The organism is Brevundimonas sp. FV1ps31S (genome assembly GCF_058681265.1).
On sequence record NZ_CM178735.1, the window covers coordinates 2,255,179 to 2,276,435 of the forward strand.

Consider the following 21,257-nt stretch of genomic DNA (forward strand, 5'->3'; position numbering starts at 1 on the left):
CAGTGTTTCCCATGGCGCGCAATCCGGGGAAATCGCGCGTGAAATGCAGCAGCCACGGCGCGCGTTTAAGCGTCCGCAGCCAGGTTTTCGGCGTCCACCCTCGGCCCGCTGCCGGGCCAGGACGCCTGAAATGTACCGGCTCCCTGGGGAAGGAGCCGCGCCTTCGCTCCGGTCGGAGGGCGACGGACCGGGCCTCGGCGCTTGCGCGCAGACTCTTTAGGAGTGTTGCGGAACGCGGACATATACTCGCTTCCACGGCGAAATAAAGACCTGGGTCGCAGTTTTTCGGGAACCAGACGACGGCAGGGCGAAACCGTCGCCTACGCACCCGATTGACAACCCCGGCGACCTCCGCATGATCGTTCCAGGGGAGAGCGAAACATGCACCGACGCCTTACGATCCTGGCCGCCGCCGTTCTGCTGTCCGGCTGCCTGTCGATGAACGTCCCGGAGGACGCCTTCTTCTATCCCGACACCCGGCTGGCCGCCGAAAAGATCACCCTGCCCGCCGATATCCCTATGGATTTTGAGGCCGACGTCCTCAGCCTTCCCTACTCGGGCGGAGCCGTGGGCGTCACCCGCGTTCGGACCGGTCGCGCCGGCGCGCCCCTGATCCTGTTCTGCGGCGGCAATCTCTTTCGGCGCAGCGCCGGCGCGGGCAGGACCGCCGCCAAGCTGGCGCCGTTCGGCGACGCCCTGATGTTCGACTATCCCGGCTATGGCGACACGGCGGGCCAGGCTGACTACGCGACCTTCATGGCCGCCGGCACGGCCGTCGCCGACGCCGCCCGCGCCCAGGCCGACGCCGAGGGCCGCAAGCTGATCGCCTGGGGCCATTCCCTGGGCGGCCCCGTCTGCGCCCAGGCCGCGCAATATATGCGCGCCGACGCCCTGGTGCTGGAGACGACGACCCCCAGCACCCGCGCCGCCGTCGACACCATGGTCGGCTGGGCGCGTCCCTTCGTGCGCATCCACATCGCGCCCAATCTGAACAGCATCGACATCCCGGCCGCGCTTCAGGCCTATCCCGGCAAGGCGGTGGTGCTGGAGGCGGGCCGCGACGACACCCTGCCGGCGTCGCTCAGTCGCCGTCTGGCCCGAGAACTCGAGGCCGAAGGCGTCAAGGTCGAACACCTCAGCTTCCCTCAGGCCGGCCACAACGACGTTGGCGAACAGCCCGACTTCCAGCCGCGCGTTTCCGCAGCCCTGACCGGGCTCTGAACTGGACGCGCCTCACAGGGCGTCCTAGCGTCGCCTTATGACTCGCATCGCCCTGCCCCTGCTCGCCGCCCTCGCCCTATCCGCCTGCGCCTCGCGCGGCGAGCCCGTCACCTATGCCGAGACCGCCTCGGCCGCCGCCCGCGCCGCCGCCGAGGTGGAGGGTCAGGCATCGCTCACGCCGCAGCAGGCCTGGGACGCGGGCAACACCGCCTATCTGGCCTGGAACGGCGCCCGGCGCGGCTGGACCACGACCGAAAGCGGCCTTCAGTACCGCCGCGTCGGCAAGGCCCACCCCGAAGGCGCCCAGCCGTCGGCGACCGACACGGTCAAGGTCCACTATCGCGGCACCTTCATCGACGGACGCGAGTTCGACAGCTCCTACGCCCGCAACGAACCGGCCGAGTTCCCGCTGAACCGCGTCATCAAGGGCTGGACCGAGGGCGTCGCCCTGATGCGGGTCGGCGAGATCTATGAGTTCGTCATCCCCGCCTCGCTCGGCTACGGCGGCCGCTGGGTCGGCGGCGACGAACTGCCGCCCAACTCGACCCTGCGCTTCTCGGTCGAACTGCTTGAGGTCAAGCCTGCGGGCTGACCAGCGCAGCGAATTAGGCGCGCAGAGCGTCCTCGGATTTCCTAATTCTGAAGTCTTTGCCTTGCCTGTTCAACGATTTGAGAACTAAATCAGCCTTCCAGCGCGCCTGAGCTGGCGGCTCAAGCAAGATGATCGGCATGACCGATGATCTTTCGCCCCCCGTCTCCGCCCCGCCGTCTCTCTGGACGCGGCGTCCCCCCAAGGTCTGGGCCGCCGCCCGCGCCGACTATTTCGCCGGCGCCTCGGCCGCCGAGGTCTGCGAGCGCCATGGCCTCAGCCTGTCGACCTTCCGATGGCGCGCCCGCACTGAAGCCTGGCGTCTTTGCGACAGGACCGAAGGCGACGTCCTCGCCCAGCAGCCTCCCGAAGATATCGCCTTGCTGGACGCCGGCGCGCCCTGCAGCTCGGCGGACATAGCTCGCCTGGCCTGGGCCAATGTCGCCCGTGCGGTGCGCGAGGGCCGGCTGATCGAGGCGCGCGGCTGGAGCAAGCTGCACCAGGATCTGTTCGAGATGGCGAACTACGACAAGGCGACGGTGCTCAGTTACGCCTGGGCCACCGACCCGGACAGCGCGCCCTTCTTACCCGACGTCCCCCCGCTGAGACCGAGGGAGGAAGTCTGACCGGCCGAAATTGCACTCTTTTGCACATTGCACTGTTTTAGGGCGCGGAGTGCAATTTCGGCCCCTCTGAAACCTTGACGCACCGCACCCTGCGGCGGACTGTCGCGCCCTCCCCTAGTGGCTTGAGAGTTCGTGTCGATGTCCCCCTTCCACCTACGCGCCGCCTCCCTCGGCCTCGGCGTCGCCCTCCTGCTCGCCTCCGCCGCCCCTGCGGCCCTGGCCCAGCAGGCGTCGGCGGCGCCGCCCGCCCTGGCCGCGCCCCTGCCCGCCATCCCCGCCGCCCGCGACGTCGCCTACCCAGGCGTGATCACGCTCGATATCGACGCCACCAACCTGGTCCAGCATATCTTCGCGATCACCGAGACCATTCCGGTGGCGCAGCCGGGGCCCATGACCCTCTTCTTCCCCGAATGGCTGCCCGGCAACCACGGCCCCGTCGGCCCGATCACCCAACTGGCGGGCATCGAGATCACCGCGAACGGCCAGCGCGTCGAATGGGTGCGCGACACCCTCTCGCCCTTCGCCTACCACCTGACCGTCCCGGCCGGCGCGACCAGCCTGACCGTGACCATGCAACACCTGTCGCCGACCACCGGCAATCAGGGCCGGGTGACCATGACGCCCGAGATGCTGAACATCCAGTGGGAGAAGATGCTGCTTTATCCCGCCGGCCACTGGTCGCGGAACATCATGGTCCAGCCCAAGGTCAAGTTCCCGACCGGCTGGCAGTTCGGCACGGCGCTGGAGCCGCAAACCAAGGACGGCGACGTCCAGACCTTCAAGCCGGTCAATCTGGAAGTCCTGATCGACAGCCCCGTCTTCGCCGGGCTCCACTATCGCCAGATCGACCTGAACCCCGGCGGCCGCTCGCCCGTTCGCGCCAACTTCGTCGCGGACGAGACGAAAAACCTTGAGGCCACGGACGAGCAGATCCAGATCCTGCGCAATCTGGTCGTTCAGATGGACCGCCTGTACGGCGCCCGCCATTTCGACCACTACGACTTCCTGATCGCCATGACCGACAAGCTGGGCGGCATCGGTCTGGAGCATCACCGCAGTTCCGAAAACTCGGTCGATCCGGAGTTCTTCACCGGCTGGGCCACCCATCTCGGTGACCGCGACCTGCTCAGCCACGAGATGAACCACTCCTGGGACGGCAAATGGCGTCGCCCCGCCGACCAGTTGGTCCCCAACTTCAACAGCCCGATGCAGAACAGTCTGCTCTGGGTCTATGAAGGCCAGACCCAATACTACGGGCAGGTGATCGCCGCCCGCTCCGGCCTGCTGACCAAGGACCAGGCGATGGAGTCCCTGGCCATGACCGCCGCGACCTATGACGCCCGCGTCGGCCGCCAATGGCGCGCGCTTCAGGACACGACCAACGACCCGATCATCAGCCAGCGCCAACCCAAGGCCTGGCTGTCGTGGCAGCGCGACGAGGACTATTATTCGGAGGGCCAGCTGATCTGGCTCGACGTCGACACGACGATCCGGGAGAAGACCGGCGGCCGCAAGTCGCTGGATGACTTCGCCAAGGCCTTCTACGGCGTCCAGGACGGCAGTTTCGAACCGGCGCCCTACACCTTCGAAGATGTGGTGGCGGCCCTGAACGGCGTCGTCGCCAACGACTGGGCGACCTTCCTGCGCACCCGGTTGGACGCGACCGGCCCCGACGCCCAGGCGCCGCTGGACGGCCTGACGCGCGGCGGCTGGCGCCTGGCCTATGGCGAGACCCCGACCGCCTATCAGAAGACCCTGTTCGGGGAGTTCAAGCGCAACGACTTCACCTATTCGCTGGGCTTCCAGACCGGCGAGAACAACGCCATCCGCAGCGTCCAGTGGGGCAGCCCCGCCTTCGACGCCGGCCTGGCGCCGGGCATGGAGATCGTCGCCGTCAACGGCCAGGCCTCCAACCCCGACCGCATCGCTGCGGCCATCACCGCCGCCAAGGATCCGGCCGTGTCCGTCACCCTGATCGTCAAGGACGGCGACCAGTACAAGACCATCACCCTCCCCTACCACGACGGCCTGCGCTATCCGCGCCTGGAACGGATCGAGGGAACCCCCGACCGACTGAGCGACATCCTGACGCCCCGCAAACGCTGAACCAAACTCACCTCCCCGTCGGCGAAGGCCGACGGGGAGGACAGGCGAGAGCGTCAGCGAACGCCAGGAGGGGGCGACTCGGCGCCTGAAGCTGGCGCGGTCACCCCCACCGTCGGAGTCGCCCCCGCCTGGTCGCTGGCGCGACCTGTCCTCCCCGCGCGCCTTCGCGCACAGGGAGGTGACGTTGTGTCCCTTGACGCCTCTCCCCCTCTCCCCGACGGTGCAGGCCTGCCCTCCCGTTCGGATGACCTGATGCCGCGTACCCGCCTGACCGCCGCCGCCTGCCTCGCCGCCCTGATGACCGCCGCCCCGGCCCTGGCCCAGGACTTCCAGTCCACGCCGGTCGTCACCGACCCGACCCAGGCCGCTCTGGCCCTGCCCCGGCCTCAGCCGGCCATCCCGGCGCCTGCCGACACCCCCTATCCCGGCGTCATCCAGTACCGCGCCGACATCACCGACCTCGACCGCCGCATCATCCGCGTCCGCCAAACCATCCCCGTCGCCGGTCCCGGCCCCCTGACCCTGCTCTATCCGAAATACCTGCCCGGCAACCACGCCGACACCGGCCCGATCCAGCTGCTGGCCGGCCTGACGGTCACGGCGAACGGACAGCGGATCGAGTGGCTGCGCGACACCCTCGATCCCTACGCCTTCCACCTCGACATCCCGGCGGGCGTGACCAGCATCGAGGTCGAATTCCAGCAACTGACCCAGCCGGACAGCTCCAACTGGCGCGTCCTGATGACCCCGGCCATGGTCAATCTGCAGTGGGAGAAGGCCATCCTCTATCCGGCCGGCTACTACAGCCGCCAGATCCCGGTCGCCGCCTCCGTCGTCCTGCCCTCTGGCTGGAAGTACGGCACGGCCCTGACCACGGCGTCCCGCGAAGGCGACGTCGCCACCTTCGAGACGACCGACCTCTACACCCTGATCGACAGCCCGATGTTCGCCGGCGCCCACTACCGCCGCGTCGATATCGACCCGACCGGCGCCCCGTCTGAATCAAGGGTCCACCTGAACCTCCTCGCCGATGAGGAGAAGGGCCTGGCCGCCACCGACGAGCAGTTGAAGCTCTACGAGACCATGGTCCAGCAGGCCGACCGCCTGTTCGGCGCCCGCCACTTCGACAACTATGAGTTCCTGTTCGCCCTGACCGATCAGATGGGCGGCATAGGCCTGGAGCATCACCGCAGTTCAGAGAATACCGGCAAGCCTGAGTTCTTCACCGGCTGGGCCAAGAGCGCCGGCGACCGGGGCCTGCTGCCGCACGAGTACACCCACTCCTGGAACGGCAAGTTCATGCGCCCGGCGGACGAACTGACCGCCAACCACAATGTCCCGACCCAGAACACCCTGCTGTGGGTCTATGAGGGCCAGACCGAATACTGGGGCGACGTCCTGGCCGCCCGCGCCGGCCTGCACTCCAAGCCTGTCGCCCTGGCCACCCTGGCCAATGTCGCCGCCTTCTACGACAACCAGCCGGGGCGCCAGTGGCGGGCCCTTCAGGACACGAACAACCACAACCTCCTCGGCTACCGCGTCCCCGGCCAGTTCCCGTCATGGATGCGCGGCACCGGCGACTATTACCGCGAAAGCCTGCTGGTCTGGCTGGACGCCGACACCCTGATCCGGGCCGAGACGAACGGCCGCAAGTCGCTCGACGACTTCGCCAAGGGCTTCTTCGGCCATGACGACGGCGAATGGAATCCCCAGGGCTACACCTTCGATCAGGTCGTCGCCGCCCTGAACGCCGTCCACCCGCACGACTGGGCCGGTTTCCTGCGCGACCGCCTCGACGCCGTCGGCCCCGACGCCCGCGCGCCCCTGGCGGGGATCGAGCGCGGCGGCTGGCGCCTGACCTATACCGACACCCCCACCACCGATGAAAAAGCCGTCAACACCGGCTGGGCCAACGACTTCCAGTATTCGCTGGGCTTCACCCTGGCTGGCGACAAGCTGACCAACATCCGCTGGGACGGCCCCGCCTTCGAACAGGGGATCGGCGCAGGCTGGAGCCTGGTCGCCGTCAACAGCAAGGCCGGATCGGCCGAGGTGCTGCGCAACGCCGTCACCGCGGCCAAGGGCACGGACGCCCCCCTCGAACTGCTGATCAAGTCCGGCGACCGTTTCCGTACCGTCGCCTTCGACTACCGCGACGGCCTGCGTTATCCGCGCCTCGAACGGATCGAGGGAACGCCGGATCGTCTGTCTGAAATTCTCGCTCCGCGTCGGCGCTAGAAAAGATCACCTCCCCATTCGCGCAGGCGAATGGGGAGGACAGGCGATCGCGTCAGAGAGCGCCAGGAGGGGGCGACTCGGTGCCGGGCGCGGAGCCGGTCATCACCACTGTCAGAGTCGCCCCCTCCTGATCGCTACCGCGATCTGTCCTCCCCACGCGCTTTCGCGCGCGGGGAGGTGTAAGCCCCTACTTCAACAACCCCAGCAGCGCCTCAGCCGCTTCACGCGACGAGCCCGGGTTCTGCCCCGTCACCAGCTTGCCGTCGACCACTACATACGACCCCCAGTCCGGCCCCTTGGAATAGTCGCCGCCGTTGGCGCTCAGCACATTCTCGACCAGGAAGGGCACCACTTCGGTCAGGCCAACGGCCTCTTCTTCGGAGTTGGTGAAGCCCGTCACCTTGCGGCCCTCGACCAGCGGATTGCCATTCGGGCCATTGACCGACTTCAACACGCCGGGCGCATGACAAACGAAGGCGGTCGGCTTGTCCGCCTTGGCGAAGGCCTCGATCAGGGCGATGGAATCGGCGTCGTTCGCCAGGTCCCACAACGGGCCATGCCCGCCCGGATAGAAGACGGCGTCGAAATCATCGGCTTTCACCGACGCCAGTTCGACGGTCGCGGCGAGGGCGGCCTGGGCCTCGGCATCGGCCTTGAACCGGCGCGTGTCCTCGGTCTGGGCGTCCGCGTCGTCGCTCTTTGGGTCCAGCGGCGGCTGACCGCCTTTGGGCGAGGCAAGCACGATCTCCGCGCCGGCGTCCTTCATCGCATAATAGGGCGCAGCCAGTTCCTCGAGCCAGAAGCCGGTCTTCTTGCCGGTGTCGCCGAGTTGATCGTGCGAGGTCAGAACCGTCAGGATCTTCATGTGGGGGATCTCCTTTTCAGGCCTAACAAATGGGAAGCCAGACCGATCCACCAATGGTCGGCGATCGGTCTGTGTGGCGCACCCGGAATCGCTTCACCCTGCCGACCCGTACAGAAGGAGACATGTGGTATGAGACATTGGCTCGGAGCCTTGGCGCTCGGTTTGGGCTTATTCGGGTTGGCGTCCGTCGCCAGGGCCGACTGCACGGTCGGAGAGCCCGGCGCCACCCGCAGCGTCGCCTTCGGTCCCGACCGGCGCGTGGTACAGGTCCATATTCCGCGCGGATTCGGCCCTGACAAGCCTGCGCCCCTTGTCTTCGTCCTGCACGGCAGCGGCGGCACGGGGGCGGGAATTCTGAATGCTTCGGGCCTGGCCGAGACTGCCGACCGACACGGCTTCATCGTCGCCGCCCCCGACGCGGGCATCCCGGTCGACCGGGGCTTCGTCTGGAATGTGCCCGGCGTACCGACCATCACTGGCGAGGTTCCGGGTCCGGACGATGCCGACGACGTGGCTTTCCTGGTGGAGATGGTCGAGGAACTGGCGTCACAGGGCTGCGTCGACGACAGCCGGGTCTACGCCACCGGCCTGTCAGGCGGCGGTCGGATGACATCCTGGCTGGGCTGCGTGGCCGCCGACCGGTTCGCCGCCATTGCGCCGGTCGTCGGCCTGCGCGCCGGCAATCCGCGCAAGAAGGCGCCCGAACGGCCCGACCCCGCCACCTGCCGCCCCTCGCGTCCCATGCCGGTCATCGCCTTCGCCGGTGACGCGGACACGACCAATCCGATCCAGGGCGGGGGCGCCCCCTACTGGAGCTATACGATGCACGCGGCCGAGCAGCGCTGGGCCCAGTTGAACGGCTGCGCCACGACGCGCCCCACGCACTGGGTCTCGGCTTCGGTCTATGCGGAAGGCTACGCCGACTGCCGCGAGGGCGCCGAGGTCGTCGGCCGCATCACCCGCGACGGCGGCCACAGCTGGGTCGCCGACAACGAAGCCATGTGGGCCTTCTTCGCCGCCCGATCACGCCCGCAGAACTGATACAGACCAAGCCCTAGCCGTCGCGCCTCGCACAGGCCTCAAGTAGCCCGAAGGGCGATAGGCCCCAAAAAGGAAAGACCCGGCGGTTTCCCGCCGGGCCTTTCCGATATTCAGCAATTGCCGAAAGTCAGATCTTACTTGATCTGGACCTTGGCGCCGGCTTCCGTCAGCTTCTTGGCGACTTCGTCGGCGACTTGCTTGGAGACGTTCTCGACGACGTTCTGCGGAGCGCCTTCGACCAGGTCCTTGGCTTCCTTCAGCCCCAGGTCCGAACGCACGCCACGGACTTCCTTGATCACGTTGATCTTCTTGTCGCCGCCGTCGATCAGGACAACGGTGAATTCGGTTTGCTCTTCGGCGGCTTCAGCCGGAGCAGCGCCACCACCGGCCGGCATGGCCATGGCGACGGGAGCAGCGGCGCTGACGCCCCACTTTTCTTCAAGCAGCTTCGACAGTTCAGCAGCTTCGAGAACGGTCAGAGCGGACAGGTCTTCGACGATCTTGGCGAGGTCAGCCATTGTCAGTTTTCCTTCGGAGGATTGGTTTTAGAGAGTGATGCAGAGATGAAAGGCTGTGCCGCTTACGCGGCTTCCTTGGTGGCGTAGGCGTTGAACACGCGAGCCAGCTGACCGGCGGGTGCTTGCAGCACGCCGGCGATCTTGGTCGCGGGCGCATTGAGCAGGCCGATGAGTTGGCTGCGCACTTCGTCGAGGGTCGGGAGCTTGGAAAGAACTTCCACGCCCTTCTGATCGACGACGGTGTCGCCCATGAAGCCGCCGATGATCTTGAAGCGATCATTGGCCTTGGCGAACTCGGTGGCGACCTTGGCGGCCGTACCGGGGTTCTCGGCGTACGCGATGCCCACGGGACCCTTGAACAGGCCGTGGTAGTCGCTGCCTTCTTCGGCTTCGAGCGCCTTCAGCGCCAGGCGGTTCTTGACCACCTTGAACGCGCCGCCTTCTTTACGAAGACGTCCGCGCAGATCTTCCATTTCCGCAACGGTCAGACCCAGGTTGTGGGTCACGACCACGGAGCCGGCGTCGGCGAATACGCCCTTGAGCGTTTCGATCGACTCGGCTTTTTGAGCGCGGTCCATTGCGGTCTCCAGTCTTGGTATTCGCCGCCGGGCTTATTCCCGACGACGGATTGGCCAAAGCGCCGCGCATCGCTGCGAAGCGTTAAAGCCGGTCGTATTGTCCGAAGGATGCGTCTGACGGCGTCCGTCCCGGAATGCGGGCTGACAGCGCAGGTTCGCGTCCCCATCTCCCCACGGCGTCAGAGGGCTCTCTGACAGTTACGGCCTGGGTGACCCCCACGCCCCGAAGTTCTCGGACAGGACCGTCAAAGGCATGAACCTCTGACGGGAAGCGGCGCTCATACAGGGAGCCCGACAGGAAATCAAGGAGCCGAGCGCATGGCCTATGAACTCTACTACTGGCCCACTATCCAGGGGCGGGGCGAGTTCGTCCGTCTGGCGCTCGAGGTCGCCGGCGCCGACTATATCGACGTCTCGCGTCAGGACGAAGGCAAGGCGATGATGACGCTGATGAAACAGGCCTCCACGCCATCCTTCGCCCCGCCCTTCCTGCGGCTGGGCGACCGCACCGTGGGCCAGGTCGCCGCCATCCTGGCCTGGGTCGGCCCGCAGCTGGGCCTGGCCCCGAACGGCGACAACGACCGCGCCTGGCTGAACCAGATCCAGCTGACCCTGGCGGACCTGGTCGCCGAGGCGCACGACACCCATCACCCGGTCGACCTGATGGCCTATTACGACGACCAGAAGCCCGAGGCCGCCCGCCGCGCCGAGGGTTTCCGCACGCAGCGGATCAAGAAGTTTCTGACCTGGGCCGAGCGGGTGCTGGAGCACAATCAGGCGGGTTCGAACTGGCTCGTCGGCGACCGGCTGACCTATGCCGACCTGTCGCTGTTTCAGGTGGTGCAGGGCCTTCGCTACGCCTTCCCCCGGGCGATGGCGCGTGTGACGAAGGAGACGCCGCGCGTCGTCGCGCTTCACGACCGCGTGGCCGCCCTGCCCCGCATCGCCGCCTATCTCGACAGCCCCCGTCGCATCTCCTTCAACCAGGACGGCGTGTTCAGGCGATATCCCGAACTGGACGACTAGCAGGGCGGGCTCGCCTGCCGATGTCCGCTCGCGACTTGGCGATAGTCTCCGGCGACGCGGCCGCCGCCGGCGTCTTAATCCTGTGCGGGCGTTGAGTCGAAATCGCGGATCAGGGCCGCCAGGTCCGGCTCCTGAACGGCGTCCGCCGCCTCGGCCGGCGTCATCCAGCGGCGCTCACGCTGATGCGCCTCGGGCCAGGCGCCCAGTTGGATCAGCACCTGCAAGGGGTAGACCGAGACCACGCACCGGCGCACGCCCCCGGCCTTCAGCCCCTTGGCGTAGCGGAAGACGCCGATGGAGCGCGTGTCGATATCGCCCCTGACCCCAGCCTCTTCGAGCGCCTCCTGGGCCGCAGCCTCAGGATCGCTCTTTCCCGCCATGCGGCCGCCCTTGGGGATGACCCATCGACGCGTCTCGCGCGAGGTGATCATCAGGATGCGGCGCTGGCCGTTCTCGACCCGCCAAGGCAGGGCCGCCACCTGACGGGTCTCCGACCGCATGGTGCGTTTGGACGTTGCGATCGTCACCCCGGCCCTCCTGGCCGCAGCCACGCGCAGCGATGGGCGAACTTCGCCCTCGGTCCTCGCCCATTCGTCACGTCAGATCCCCTGGATGCCCGCTCGGCGCAGCTCTGCAAACGGGATCGTCGACCCTGCGTCAAGTTGTCAGGCCACGGAAGACGCGGTTTATTTTTCGCCCGGCGCCTTCGCATCTGGATCTCCCAGCACGTCCTGCCGATAAAGCATGGTGATCAGGGTGTGCAGCACCAGGGCCAGCGGCGTGGCGAACAGCACCCCCAGCGGCCCGAACAGGGCGCCGATCCCCACCACGGCGAATATGCCCAGCACGACCGGCAGGTTGGCGACGTTCTTCTGCACCATCGGAGTGATGAAATTGGCCTCCAGCTGAGACACGAAAACATAGAGCGCGAGGGTCATCAGCGCCGTCTCTCCTCCCTGGGTCGCCGCCACCAGCACGGCTGGCACGGTCGACACGATGGGGCCGACGATAGGCACGAACTGCCCCAGGCCGGTTAGCAGGCCCAGACCCACGGCCGAGGGCACTCCGATCAGAGCCAGGCCCACGCCCGTCAGAACTCCGACCAGAACCATCGAGAACAGCTGCGCCTTCAGCCAGCCCTTCAGCGCGCGACCGCAACTGTTCAGCACCTCTCGCAGCCGCGCGCGGCGCTCTAGCGGGACCAGAGACAACAGGCCTTCTCGCGACTTCCCGGGCTCGATGGCCAGAAACACTCCCGCGACCACCACCAAGACTAGACTGGTCGCCCCGGAAGCGAGGCCCAGGGCGAACTGCTGGGCCAGTTGCAGGGCCTGGCCTGTCTGCTCGCTGAGGCTCCGAAGCTGGTTCAACAGCTGCGCCGCATAGGGCTGAGCCTGAATCCACGACTGGACCCGCTCCCACCCTTGCGGCAGCACGGCGACCAGAGCGACGATCTGTTCTGCGATCAGGGTTCCGAACAGGGTCAGGATTCCTCCCAGCACCGCCGCTACGATCAGCAAGGACAGAAAGACCGCTAGCGGATCAGGAAGCTTGAACCAGCGCACGATGGGATCGGCCAGAGCCCGCAGCACCACCGCCGCGAGGATCGCCCCGAAAATCAAGAGCCACAGCGTCTGCAGCGTCACGATCAGCTGGACGGCGAAATAGGCCGCCACCAGCACCACGGCGCCGAACGCCAGCCGCCCCTTCCACGGATCACCACCGTCCAGGACGGGCTTGTCGCCCACCACTCTTCCCAGTCCAAACATCGCGTCCCCTTCAAGGTCGCGACAGGAACGCGGTCGGGGAGCGGCCGTTCGCCGCAGAGGTCAATAAAACTCAGTGCGCTTCCGCTGATCGAGCATCGTAGGCGACCTGGGCCGCAGCGACGTCGGGCATCCGTGTCTCCGCCCAGTCGATCATCGACCGCATGGCGTCCATCAACGTCAGTCCCAACGGCGTCACCGCATAGGTCACCGATATGGGCACGGTCGGCACGACGGAGCGGGACACCAGACCATCGCGTTCCAGCGACTTCAGCGTCTGGCTCAGCATCTTCTGCGACACCCCGTCGATCCGTTGCTTCAGCGCGTTGAACCGGATCGGCCCGTCTCCCAGCACGATCAGGATCAGCGTGCTCCACTTGTCGGCGATCCGGTCCAACAACAGTCGCGTCGGACATTCGGCCGCGAACACGTCGCCGCGCGTCCAGGTTTCGTAGGAGTGACCAGGTGAGGAAATGGTGCCGTCTTGCATGACTGATGTACCTACCGCACTTGGTCACCATTGGATACCAAAAGGAGCCATCCATGAAAGTCGCAGTCCTCGGCGCCAGCGGTCGCGCCGGCTCGGAGATCACCAGGGAACTCGCCACGCGCGGTCACACAGTGACCGCCATCGCGCGCAAGCCCGAAGCCATTCCCGCTGCAGCCGGCGTCACGCCGGTCGCCGGCGACGCCTCGAACGCCAAAGATCTGGCGACCCTGATTGAGGGATCGGAGGCCGTCATCAGCGCCCTGCACTTCGACGTACCCGCCGAAACCCTGCTGACAGCGCTTAAGACCGCCGGGGTCCCTCGCCTGCTCGTCACCGGCGGCGCAGCAAGCCTGGAAGTCGCCCCCGGCGTCCGCCTGATCGACACGCCCGAGTTCCCCGAAGATTGGAAAGCCTTCGCCCAGGGCGGCATCGCCTTCCTCGGCGCCCTGTGGTCGGAGACCCAGATTGACTGGACCTTCTTCTCACCCGCCGCCTTCATCGAGGAAGGCCCCCGCCTCGGCGCCTTCCGCACCGGGCAAGACCAGTTGATCACGGACGAGAAGGGCGAAAGCCGCATCAGTTTCGCCGACTACGCCATCGCGATGGTGGACGAGCTGGAACAGCACAACCACAGCCGCGCCCGCTTCACTGCCGCCTACTGAGAAACGGCCGGCGGCGGGGCTTCGGTCCCGCCGCCACAGACCTCTGCAACACCCGCCGCCAAACCGCTGGGCCCCTCCCGATACGGACGATTCCGCATTGACCGCGGTCGAGGGCATGCAAGATTACAGAATATTCATCTGCGCTTGGGGGAGCGTCGCATGGCCAAGATCGACAGCGAGCAGGAGACGCTGCTGCTCCAGGCGGGCCAGGCATTAGCGCGCCATGACGCCCGTATGGCCCTGACGTTGCTGGATCGCGCCGACGCCTTCGGACGCACGCACAACAGCCTGCTGAATCGGTCTGTCGCCTATCGGCTGCTGGGCGACTTCACGGCGGCGATCGGCGTGCTGGACCAGGCGCTGGATCTGCAGCCGTATGACTTCATGGCCCTGCTGGCCAAGGGCGCGATGGTCGAGAAGGTGGCCGGGACCAAGGCCGCCGTTCCCATCTATCGCGACGCCCTCAAGATCGCGCCTCCCCGCACCCATATTCCCCCTGCGGTCACCGCCCAGATGGACTACGCCGCGCGCCTCGTCGATACGCAGGCGAACGCCTTGCGCGACTTCATGCAGGCCGAAGTCGCTCCGCTGAAGGAGGGCCTGGATGAGACGGTCCGGGATCGCTTCGACGAGAGCCTCGAAATTTATGCAGGCCTGAAGCAGCCGGTGAAGCAGCAACCCTTGTTGCTGAACTACCCGCGCCTGCCGGTCATACCCTTCTACGATCGCACCCTGTTTCCCTGGTTGGCGGAACTCGAGGCCGCCAACGACACGATCCAGGCCGAACTGGACGCTGTCCTTGCTGACGATTTCGACGCGTTTACGCCCTACATCGCCTTTCCCAAGGGGGCGCCGGTCAATCAATGGGGCGAACTGAACCACTCCCGCAAATGGACGTCTCTCTTTTTGTGGAAGAACGGCGAAAAGCAGCAGGAGATGTGCGACCGGTGCCCGCAGACCACGCAGCTTCTCGAAGGTCTGCCAATGGCGCGTCAGGACGGTTTCGCGCCGACCGCCGTGTTCTCGGCGCTTCAGCCGCACACCCATATTCCGCCGCACACCGGCTCTTCCAACGTGAGGCTTCTGGCGCATCTGCCCTTGCGTCTGCCCGGACGCGCGCGGTTTCGCGTCGGCAACACGGTGCGAGACTGGAAACTGGGCGAGGCCTGGGTGTTCGATGACACGATCGAGCACGAAGCCTGGAACGACGCCGACGACGTGCGGGTGATCCTGATCTTCGACGTGTGGAACCCTTATCTGACCGACCAGGAAAAACGGCTCATCACGGCCATGATGAAGGCCCAGCGCGCCTTCATGGAAAGCTGAGGCCTAGACCCGACCGCGGCGCCGGGTCACGGCCTCCTGCCTTCATCGACCTCGCGTTCCCTGCGCCAGGGCCGCCTTCATCTCGCGACGCTGTTCGGGCGAGCAGTCGAACCGGTCACAAAGCACATTGCCCATGTCGGCCATGATTTCAGGCATGATCGCCTGGATTGCCTCGGCGATCCGCGGGGCGGCCTGGTAGCTCTTGCTCACCATCGAGCGACCGACGTCGCTCTGGTAGAAATCAACCAGCGCCTCAAGTTCTTCCAGGGTGAAGATGTCGGCATAGATCGGCGCCATGGCGGCAAACATCCGCGGCATCATTCGGCCGGTCATTTCCGCCATCGCCGCCCGAAACTCGGCCGCATCCTCATCGGACATGCCTTCAAGCTCGGCAGGCATCATCATCGACGTCATCTGGCCAAGGGCTGCACCCAATTCCTCGCCCTGCATCAGGGTGAGGAACTTGGTGGCGAGGGCCAACCGCGCCGCTCCGTCGTCGCGCGCCTCGGCCTGGACGGCTGGCGCGATCAGCAGGGTCAAGGCCAGCATCAGGCCGCCGAAAACGTGTCTCATCCCAACCCCCGATTACAGCCACACCCTGCCGGGCGACCGGGTGGCAGGCAAGAAAAAACGGCGGGGATCGCTCCCCGCCGTTCTTCAGTACCGATTGTCTATCGACGCAGTCGACTTAGGCGCCCAGCGAGGCCGGGTCGACCTTGAAGCCCGGGCCCATCGTGGTCGACAGGCTGATGCGCTTCACATAGGTGCCCTTGGCGCCGGTCGGCTTGGAACGCACCAGGGCGTCCACGATGGCCTTCACGTTGGCTTCCAGGGCGTCCTGGGTGAACGAGACCTTGCCGATGCCGGCGTGGACGATGCCCGCCTTCTCGACGCGGAACTCGACGGCGCCGCCCTTGGCGTCCTTGACGGCCTGGGCGACGTTCGGGGTCACGGTGCCGACCTTCGGGTTCGGCATCAGGCCGCGCGGGCCCAGCACCTTACCCAGACGGCCGACCAGGGCCATCATGTCCGGCGACGCGATCACGCGGTCGAACTCCATGAAGCCGCCGGCGATCTTTTCGTACAGATCTTCGGCGCCGACGTGTTCGGCGCCGGCTGCGGTGGCTTCTGCGGCCTTGGCGTCCTTGGCGAAGACGGCGACGCGAACGTCACGGCCCGTACCCGACGGCAGGTTGACGACGCCGCGGACCTGTTGGTCGGCGTGACGCGGATCGACGCCCAGGTTGACCGAAATCTCCAGGGATTCGTCGAACTTGGCCTTGGCGTTTTCCTTGGCCAGCTTGATGGCGTCGGTGAACGGCAGCAGGTCTTGGGTGACGCCGGTGCGGGCCTTTTGAGCCTTGGTTTGCTTGGCCATGGTTTAGCCCTCCACCACTTCGAGGCCCATCGCGCGGGCGGAGCCTTCGATGATCTTGGCCGCCGCGTCGAGGTCGTTGGCGTTCAGATCTTTCATCTTCTTTTCGGCGATCTCGCGCAGTTGCGCCTGCGTGATCTTGCCGGCGACTTCACGGCCGACCAGCTTCGAACCCGACTTCAGGCCCGTGGCCTGCTTCAGGTACCAGGTCGCCGGAGGCGTCTTGGTGATGAAGGTGAACGACTTGTCCTGATAGACGGTGATAACGGTCGGAAGCGGGGTGCCCTTGGCTTCCTTCTCGGTGCGCGCGTTGAACTCCTTGCAGAAGCCCATGATGTTCACGCCGCGTTGACCCAGAGCCGGGCCGATCGGGGGCGAAGGCGTGGCCGAACCGGCCGGCACTTGCAGCTTGATATAGCCGAGAATCTTCTTGGCCATTGGTCTCTCCTATGAATGACCCGACGACTTAACGGCGGGCCGGTGAGCCGTGGTGCGGCATGGCTGCCTCCCACGGATTTGACGCTCCACGAGCCGAGGCCCGCCGAGCGAAGGCGCGCGTGTAACAGAGGGGGGGTGGAAAGGCAAACGGAGGTCGAACGTCACCTCCCCGTCGGCGAAGGCCGATGGGGAGGTGAAATGAAAAAAGCCGCGCCCTTTCGGACGCGGCTTCAAATCTGAATGGTCAGAGGGCGATCAGCCCGCGACCTTCTCCACCTGGGCGTATTCCAGCTCGACCGGAGTGGCGCGACCGAAGATCGACACGGCGACGCGCAGGCGGGCCTGTTCCTCGTCGACGCTCTCGACCGAACCATCGAAGCTAGCGAACGGGCCGTCGATGACCTTGACCTTCTCGCCGATGTCGAAGCGGATGGTGGGCTTCGGACGTTCGACGCCCTCTTCCACCTGGCCGATGATGTTCTGAACTTCACGTTCCGAAACCGGCAAGGGCTTGGTGCCGCCGGCGGCGCCCAGGAAGCCCGTGACCTTCGGCGTGTTCTTGACCAGGTGATAAGCCTGGTCGGTCATTTCCATCTTCACCAGCACATAGCCGGGGAAGAATTTGCGTTCCGAGTTCACCTTGCGGCCGCGACGGATCTCGACGACGTCCTCGGTCGGAACCAGGATTTCGGAGAAGGCGTCTTCCAGGCCTTGCTGCTTGGCCTGGTCGCGCAGCTGTTCCGCCACCTTCTTCTCGAAGTTCGAGTAGGCGTTGACGATATACCACTTGTGGCGCGGATTGGCGGGCTTTGCGGGCGCTGCATCGGTCATGGGCGCGTCTTTCTCAGGATCCGAGAGCGATGATGTAGCGGAAGGCGAAACCAAGACCGGTGTCGACCACCCAGAAGAAGATCGCGGCGATGACCACCATGATGAAGACCATCACCGAGGTGATCCAGGTCTCCTTGCGGCTGGGCCACACGATCTTGCGAGCCTCGGCGCGAACCTGGCTGAAGAACTGGGCCGGGCTGGTGCGTGGCTTCTTGGGCTCGGTCGGGTCAACGGTGACGGTGGCGCCGGCCGCGACGACCTGGGGCTTTGCGCCGGCCTGAGGCCGCTTGCCGGGAGATTTGGCCTTGGCCATCAGTTGCTCTTCACACAATTGTTCCTGTCGCCCCAGATGGGAAGTCCCATCCGGAAGCGACAGGGGGGATTGGCAGGAGTTGGGGGACTCGAACCCACGACCCCCGGTTTTGGAGACCGGTGCTCTACCAGCTGAGCTAAACTCCTAGACAACCGCGCGCCCCATCAGGCCGCGCGTTCGCCAGAGGGGGGCGTATGCCCGACACCGCCCGGTATTTCAAGGGCGATGTGACACTTGCGACTAGTCTTCCAGATGCGCGGCGATGGCGGCCCGCTCGTCCTGGGCCTGGATCAGTTCCTTGAAGATCAACTTGTCGATACGGCGGTCATCCATATCGACGACCTCGACCTCAAATCGACCGACCTGCACCACCTCGCCCTCGTCCGGCACGCGCGACAGTTGGTGCAGAATCAGGCCGGCGACGGTGTGGAAGCCTTCATGCTCGCCGAAGTCCTCGCCCAACGTATCAGCCAGCTCATCCAGATCGGTCTGGCCGTCGACCAGCCAGCTGCCATCGGCGCGCTGATGGATCCAGGCCTGTTCCTCGTCATGACCTTCATTGAAGTCGCCGGCGATCATTTCCAGAATGTCGGTCGCCGTCACCACGCCTTCGAAGGCGCCGTATTCGTCGACGATAAAGGCCATATGGACCTTGGAGCCCTTCAGGATCTCCAGCGCCTTGAGCACCGAGGTCGATTGGGGAATGAACGCAGGTTCCGCGACCAGGGGTTCGATGTCGAACCTTCCATCGGTCAGCAGAGCGTCCAGCAGGTCCTTCTTGTGGACCACGCCCAGAGGATTATCGACGTCGCTCTCACGCGCCACCACGATCCGCGAATAGGGGCAGGTGCGGATCTCCTCGCGCAGCACCGGTTCGGGATCGTCCAAGGCGATCCAGAAGACGTCATGGCGCGGCGTCATGGCCACCCGCACCGGGCGGTCGCCCAGACGCAGGATCTCCTCGATCATCACCTGTTCTTCGGGCTCGATGAGGCCGGCGGAGGTGCCTTCGGCCAGGATGGTCGCCACCTCTTCCTGAGTGACGTCCGAGCCGTCGCGGTCCTTGACCCCCATCAGTTTCAGAATGCCCGAGGTCGAGGCCGTCAGCAGCAGTACGAAGGGTTTCAGCGCGATCGCCAGGGTCGAGATCGGCGGCGCCATCTTCGAGGCGATCGTCTCGGGGAAGATCAGGGCCAGGCGCTTGGGCACCAGTTCGCCGACGATCAGCGAGATATAGGTGATGCAGACAACCACCAGAGCGGTCGAGAAGATTTCGGTATAGGCCGCCAGGGCCGGGAAGCTGACTTCCAGAATCCGGTCAAGTTCGGCCGCGATGGTCGCCTGTCCGTAGGCGCCCGCCAGAATGCCGATCAGGGTAATGCCCACCTGGACGGCGGACAGGAACTGCGTCGGCTCTTCCGACAGCTTCAGCGCCTTGCGTGCGCCACGGTCCCCTCTTTCCGCCCGGCTCTGGAGCCTGGATCTCCGTGACGAGACGACCGCCAATTCGGTCATGGCGAACAAGCCGTTGAGCACCACGAGGAGCAGAACGACGACAATAGCGATGAGTAACATCTAAGGGGTTTTGGGGACCGACGCGGCGCGACATTCGGCGTCCGCGCGAGGATACTAGGCCATCATCGCGCTTTACGCCATTGTTTCCTCGCGTCCTAGCCCGCGCGGCCCGCCTCGACAGATCCATAGGCGCCTGAAACGGGGCGGCCGTCGGCGTCATACGAGGCCGCGCAGGCGCTCATGCCCAGCACCGTGCCGATGAACAGACCGATACGGATCGCGCGGCGCATCTTGGTTACCAATCACTTAACGTCGATGACCGACTTAAACGATGACTTAACCTCGCATTCAACCCCTTGCCCCATCCAGGCGAAAGCCGCAGCGGCGATCACCCTCCCCTTGGGCATCGAGGACCGCTAAGAACGTCTGGTGCAGACCCTGGATTCCATCTCCGCCACGCCCGAGGGCGCCCTTTCATCGCCGGCGGCGCAACGCAACGCCGCAGCGATTCTCGCGGTCTTGAGGGCGCATCTTCCAGCGCGCGGGCGGGTGCTTGAGATCGCGGCCGGCTCGGGCGAACACGCTCTTCGCTTCGCCACAGCCCTGCCCGACCTGGAGTGGACCCCCACCGACCCCAGTCCGGAGGCGCGCGACAGCATCCTGGCCTGGCGGCGCGAAGGGCCGCCGAACCTGCGCTCTGCCCTGGCGCTGGACGCCGCTGATCCGGCGACCTGGCCCGAAGCCGAGTACGACGCGGTCTATTGTGCGAACATGACGCACATCAGCCCCTGGTCGGCGACCGAGGGGCTGATGGCGCTGGCGGGTCGTGTGCTTCGTCGCCCCGGCGGTCTTCTGGTCTTCTACGGCCCCTATCGCGAGACGAATGTCCCGCTGGCGGCGTCCAACGCGGCGTTCGACCACAGCCTGATGGCGCGAGACCCGGCCTGGGGCCTGCGCGAGCGCGAGAAGGTCGAGGGTCTCGCCCGGTCGCATGGACTTGCGCCCACGCTCCGGGTCGAGATGCCGGCGAACAATCTGACGCTCTTGTTCAGGCGCGCCTGATCAGAGCGCGCCGACGGCGGCCGACAGGGCCGCACGGTCTTCAAGAAGCCGGACCTCGCCGTCCTTGAACAGGGCCGCCTGGCCTTCGGTCGCGTCGCCGCTGCTCGCGGCCGCCACCGCCACGCCGTCGGCGAAGGCGAACACCGGCAAGCCGTGGGCCCGCGCCAGATCGACCAGCGAACGCACGGCGGCCAGCGCCGTCTCGTCCTGCGAGCCGCCCGGCACGACCAGACCCCTCAGCCGCCCTCCGGCGATATCGGCCGCCGTGGCCGTGGCCAGCACGGTCACGCCGCCGGCCATCAGGCTGGCGTCGCCGGTCGAGATCGGCGCCAAGCCCACGCCTTCAGCCCGCAGCGCGCCTTCGACGTCGCCCAGTTCGCCGAAGTCCATGTCACGTCGCATCACCAGTCCCATGCGCAGCCGGGTGGGAACAGGACGGTTGTAACCAGTGCGACGGGGGCCGGCGGAAGATTTGCTTTGAGCGTACAAGACGTCTCCTTCGAGGGTTTCAATAATGATCCAGATCCAACGATCGGGACCGTCGAACCAGCGATACAAATGACCAGAAAAACGAAAATCGACGGGTCCGGCGCTGACCGTCCCGCACTCTGGATCGTTTGTGGAATGCCGCCTGATATAGTGAAAATGACGCCGAGATCAACCTTTCCGAC

24 protein-coding genes and 1 tRNA gene are annotated in these 21,257 nt (G+C 66.0%); 10 read left to right on the top strand and 15 right to left on the bottom strand.

The features are described 5' to 3' along the window. The first annotated feature begins 381 nt into the window (after window positions 1-381). From ACVPT3_RS10585 to ACVPT3_RS10605, 5 genes are all read left to right on the top strand, one after another. Window positions 382-1,221 carry an alpha/beta hydrolase gene (locus ACVPT3_RS10585; protein WP_492040858.1) on the top strand — a complete coding sequence of 280 codons (840 nt, stop codon included), beginning with the start codon at window positions 382-384 and terminating at the stop codon, window positions 1,219-1,221. Between the two features lie 37 nt (window positions 1,222-1,258). Further along, the gene (locus ACVPT3_RS10590) at window positions 1,259-1,813 is read left to right on the top strand and encodes an FKBP-type peptidyl-prolyl cis-trans isomerase (RefSeq protein ID WP_492040859.1); all 555 of its coding nucleotides are present in this window, start codon (window positions 1,259-1,261) and stop codon (window positions 1,811-1,813) included. 137 nt (window positions 1,814-1,950) lie between these two features. Next, complete coding sequence (locus ACVPT3_RS10595; RefSeq protein ID WP_492040860.1) at window positions 1,951-2,436, top strand: hypothetical protein; 486 nt, start codon at window positions 1,951-1,953, stop codon at window positions 2,434-2,436. Window positions 2,437-2,574: 138 nt separating this feature from the next. After that, window positions 2,575-4,542, top strand: coding sequence for a M61 family metallopeptidase (locus ACVPT3_RS10600; protein WP_492043811.1), 1,968 nt, complete (start codon window positions 2,575-2,577; stop codon window positions 4,540-4,542). A gap of 252 nt (window positions 4,543-4,794) precedes the next feature. Continuing rightward, window positions 4,795-6,780 carry a M61 family metallopeptidase gene (locus ACVPT3_RS10605; RefSeq protein WP_492040861.1) on the top strand — a complete coding sequence of 662 codons (1,986 nt, stop codon included), beginning with the start codon at window positions 4,795-4,797 and terminating at the stop codon, window positions 6,778-6,780. A 187-nt stretch (window positions 6,781-6,967) separates the two neighbouring features. Here ACVPT3_RS10605 and ACVPT3_RS10610 read toward each other — a convergent pair whose 3' ends face one another. Further along, a complete protein-coding gene (locus tag ACVPT3_RS10610; RefSeq protein ID WP_492040862.1) occupies window positions 6,968-7,645 on the bottom strand; it encodes a type 1 glutamine amidotransferase domain-containing protein in 678 nt (225 codons plus the stop codon). A 129-nt stretch (window positions 7,646-7,774) separates the two neighbouring features. On the opposite strand from ACVPT3_RS10610, the gene ACVPT3_RS10615 reads away from it, so the two are divergent. Continuing rightward, window positions 7,775-8,686, top strand: coding sequence for a CE1 family esterase (locus tag ACVPT3_RS10615; RefSeq protein WP_492040863.1), 912 nt, complete (start codon window positions 7,775-7,777; stop codon window positions 8,684-8,686). A 134-nt stretch (window positions 8,687-8,820) separates the two neighbouring features. On the opposite strand, the gene rplL is transcribed toward ACVPT3_RS10615, so the two are convergent. After that, on the bottom strand, window positions 8,821-9,204 hold the full coding sequence (gene rplL / locus ACVPT3_RS10620; RefSeq protein ID WP_183195528.1) for a 50S ribosomal protein L7/L12: 384 nt from the start codon (window positions 9,202-9,204) through the stop codon (window positions 8,821-8,823). A gap of 62 nt (window positions 9,205-9,266) precedes the next feature. Continuing rightward, complete coding sequence (gene rplJ, locus ACVPT3_RS10625) at window positions 9,267-9,782, bottom strand: 50S ribosomal protein L10 (RefSeq protein WP_492040864.1); 516 nt, start codon at window positions 9,780-9,782, stop codon at window positions 9,267-9,269. 318 nt (window positions 9,783-10,100) lie between these two features. Here rplJ and ACVPT3_RS10630 point away from each other — a divergent pair, with 318 nt between their 5' ends. Further along, window positions 10,101-10,808, top strand: a complete 708-nt coding sequence (locus ACVPT3_RS10630; protein ID WP_492040865.1) for a glutathione S-transferase — start codon at window positions 10,101-10,103, stop codon at window positions 10,806-10,808. A gap of 74 nt (window positions 10,809-10,882) precedes the next feature. Here the strand turns inward: ACVPT3_RS10630 and ACVPT3_RS10635 are convergent, their stop codons facing one another. The 3 genes from ACVPT3_RS10635 to ACVPT3_RS10645 form a co-directional block, all read right to left on the bottom strand. Beyond that, window positions 10,883-11,335, bottom strand: coding sequence for an NUDIX hydrolase (locus ACVPT3_RS10635; RefSeq protein WP_492040866.1), 453 nt, complete (start codon window positions 11,333-11,335; stop codon window positions 10,883-10,885). A 159-nt stretch (window positions 11,336-11,494) separates the two neighbouring features. Then, entirely contained in the window at window positions 11,495-12,577 is a 1,083-nt protein-coding gene (locus ACVPT3_RS10640; protein ID WP_492040867.1) for an AI-2E family transporter, read from the bottom strand. 70 nt (window positions 12,578-12,647) lie between these two features. Beyond that, complete coding sequence (locus tag ACVPT3_RS10645) at window positions 12,648-13,064, bottom strand: winged helix-turn-helix transcriptional regulator (protein ID WP_492040868.1); 417 nt, start codon at window positions 13,062-13,064, stop codon at window positions 12,648-12,650. 53 nt (window positions 13,065-13,117) lie between these two features. Here ACVPT3_RS10645 and ACVPT3_RS10650 point away from each other — a divergent pair, with 53 nt between their 5' ends. Then, entirely contained in the window at window positions 13,118-13,726 is a 609-nt protein-coding gene (locus ACVPT3_RS10650) for an NAD(P)-dependent oxidoreductase (protein WP_492040869.1), read from the top strand. A 159-nt stretch (window positions 13,727-13,885) separates the two neighbouring features. Continuing rightward, the gene (locus ACVPT3_RS10655; protein WP_492040870.1) at window positions 13,886-15,052 is read left to right on the top strand and encodes an aspartyl/asparaginyl beta-hydroxylase domain-containing protein; all 1,167 of its coding nucleotides are present in this window, start codon (window positions 13,886-13,888) and stop codon (window positions 15,050-15,052) included. A 42-nt stretch (window positions 15,053-15,094) separates the two neighbouring features. Here ACVPT3_RS10655 and ACVPT3_RS10660 read toward each other — a convergent pair whose 3' ends face one another. The 8 genes from ACVPT3_RS10660 to ACVPT3_RS10695 form a co-directional block, all read right to left on the bottom strand. Further along, entirely contained in the window at window positions 15,095-15,601 is a 507-nt protein-coding gene (locus ACVPT3_RS10660; RefSeq protein ID WP_492040871.1) for a DUF2059 domain-containing protein, read from the bottom strand. Between the two features lie 139 nt (window positions 15,602-15,740). Continuing rightward, window positions 15,741-16,430 (bottom strand): 50S ribosomal protein L1, encoded by a 690-nt coding sequence (rplA, locus tag ACVPT3_RS10665; protein WP_183195535.1) that lies wholly within the window; start codon window positions 16,428-16,430, stop codon window positions 15,741-15,743. A gap of 3 nt (window positions 16,431-16,433) precedes the next feature. Then, window positions 16,434-16,865: a 50S ribosomal protein L11 gene (gene rplK, locus ACVPT3_RS10670; RefSeq protein ID WP_008259841.1), complete on the bottom strand. Its 432-nt coding sequence runs from the start codon at window positions 16,863-16,865 to the stop codon at window positions 16,434-16,436. 255 nt (window positions 16,866-17,120) lie between these two features. Then, window positions 17,121-17,696: a transcription termination/antitermination protein NusG gene (nusG, locus tag ACVPT3_RS10675; protein ID WP_271163931.1), complete on the bottom strand. Its 576-nt coding sequence runs from the start codon at window positions 17,694-17,696 to the stop codon at window positions 17,121-17,123. Window positions 17,697-17,709: 13 nt separating this feature from the next. Beyond that, window positions 17,710-18,009 (bottom strand): preprotein translocase subunit SecE, encoded by a 300-nt coding sequence (gene secE, locus ACVPT3_RS10680; RefSeq protein ID WP_492040872.1) that lies wholly within the window; start codon window positions 18,007-18,009, stop codon window positions 17,710-17,712. A gap of 70 nt (window positions 18,010-18,079) precedes the next feature. Then, a tRNA-Trp gene (locus ACVPT3_RS10685) sits at window positions 18,080-18,155 on the bottom strand. Between the two features lie 94 nt (window positions 18,156-18,249). After that, window positions 18,250-19,584: a hemolysin family protein gene (locus tag ACVPT3_RS10690; RefSeq protein WP_492040873.1), complete on the bottom strand. Its 1,335-nt coding sequence runs from the start codon at window positions 19,582-19,584 to the stop codon at window positions 18,250-18,252. A 95-nt stretch (window positions 19,585-19,679) separates the two neighbouring features. Then, window positions 19,680-19,814, bottom strand: coding sequence for a hypothetical protein (locus ACVPT3_RS10695; RefSeq protein WP_492040874.1), 135 nt, complete (start codon window positions 19,812-19,814; stop codon window positions 19,680-19,682). Between the two features lie 139 nt (window positions 19,815-19,953). On the opposite strand from ACVPT3_RS10695, the gene ACVPT3_RS10700 reads away from it, so the two are divergent. Beyond that, window positions 19,954-20,586 (top strand): DUF938 domain-containing protein, encoded by a 633-nt coding sequence (locus ACVPT3_RS10700; RefSeq protein WP_492040875.1) that lies wholly within the window; start codon window positions 19,954-19,956, stop codon window positions 20,584-20,586. Here the strand turns inward: ACVPT3_RS10700 and ACVPT3_RS10705 are convergent, their stop codons facing one another. After that, on the bottom strand, window positions 20,587-20,988 hold the full coding sequence (locus ACVPT3_RS10705) for a hypothetical protein (protein WP_492040876.1): 402 nt from the start codon (window positions 20,986-20,988) through the stop codon (window positions 20,587-20,589). Between the last annotated feature and the right edge of the window lie 269 nt (window positions 20,989-21,257).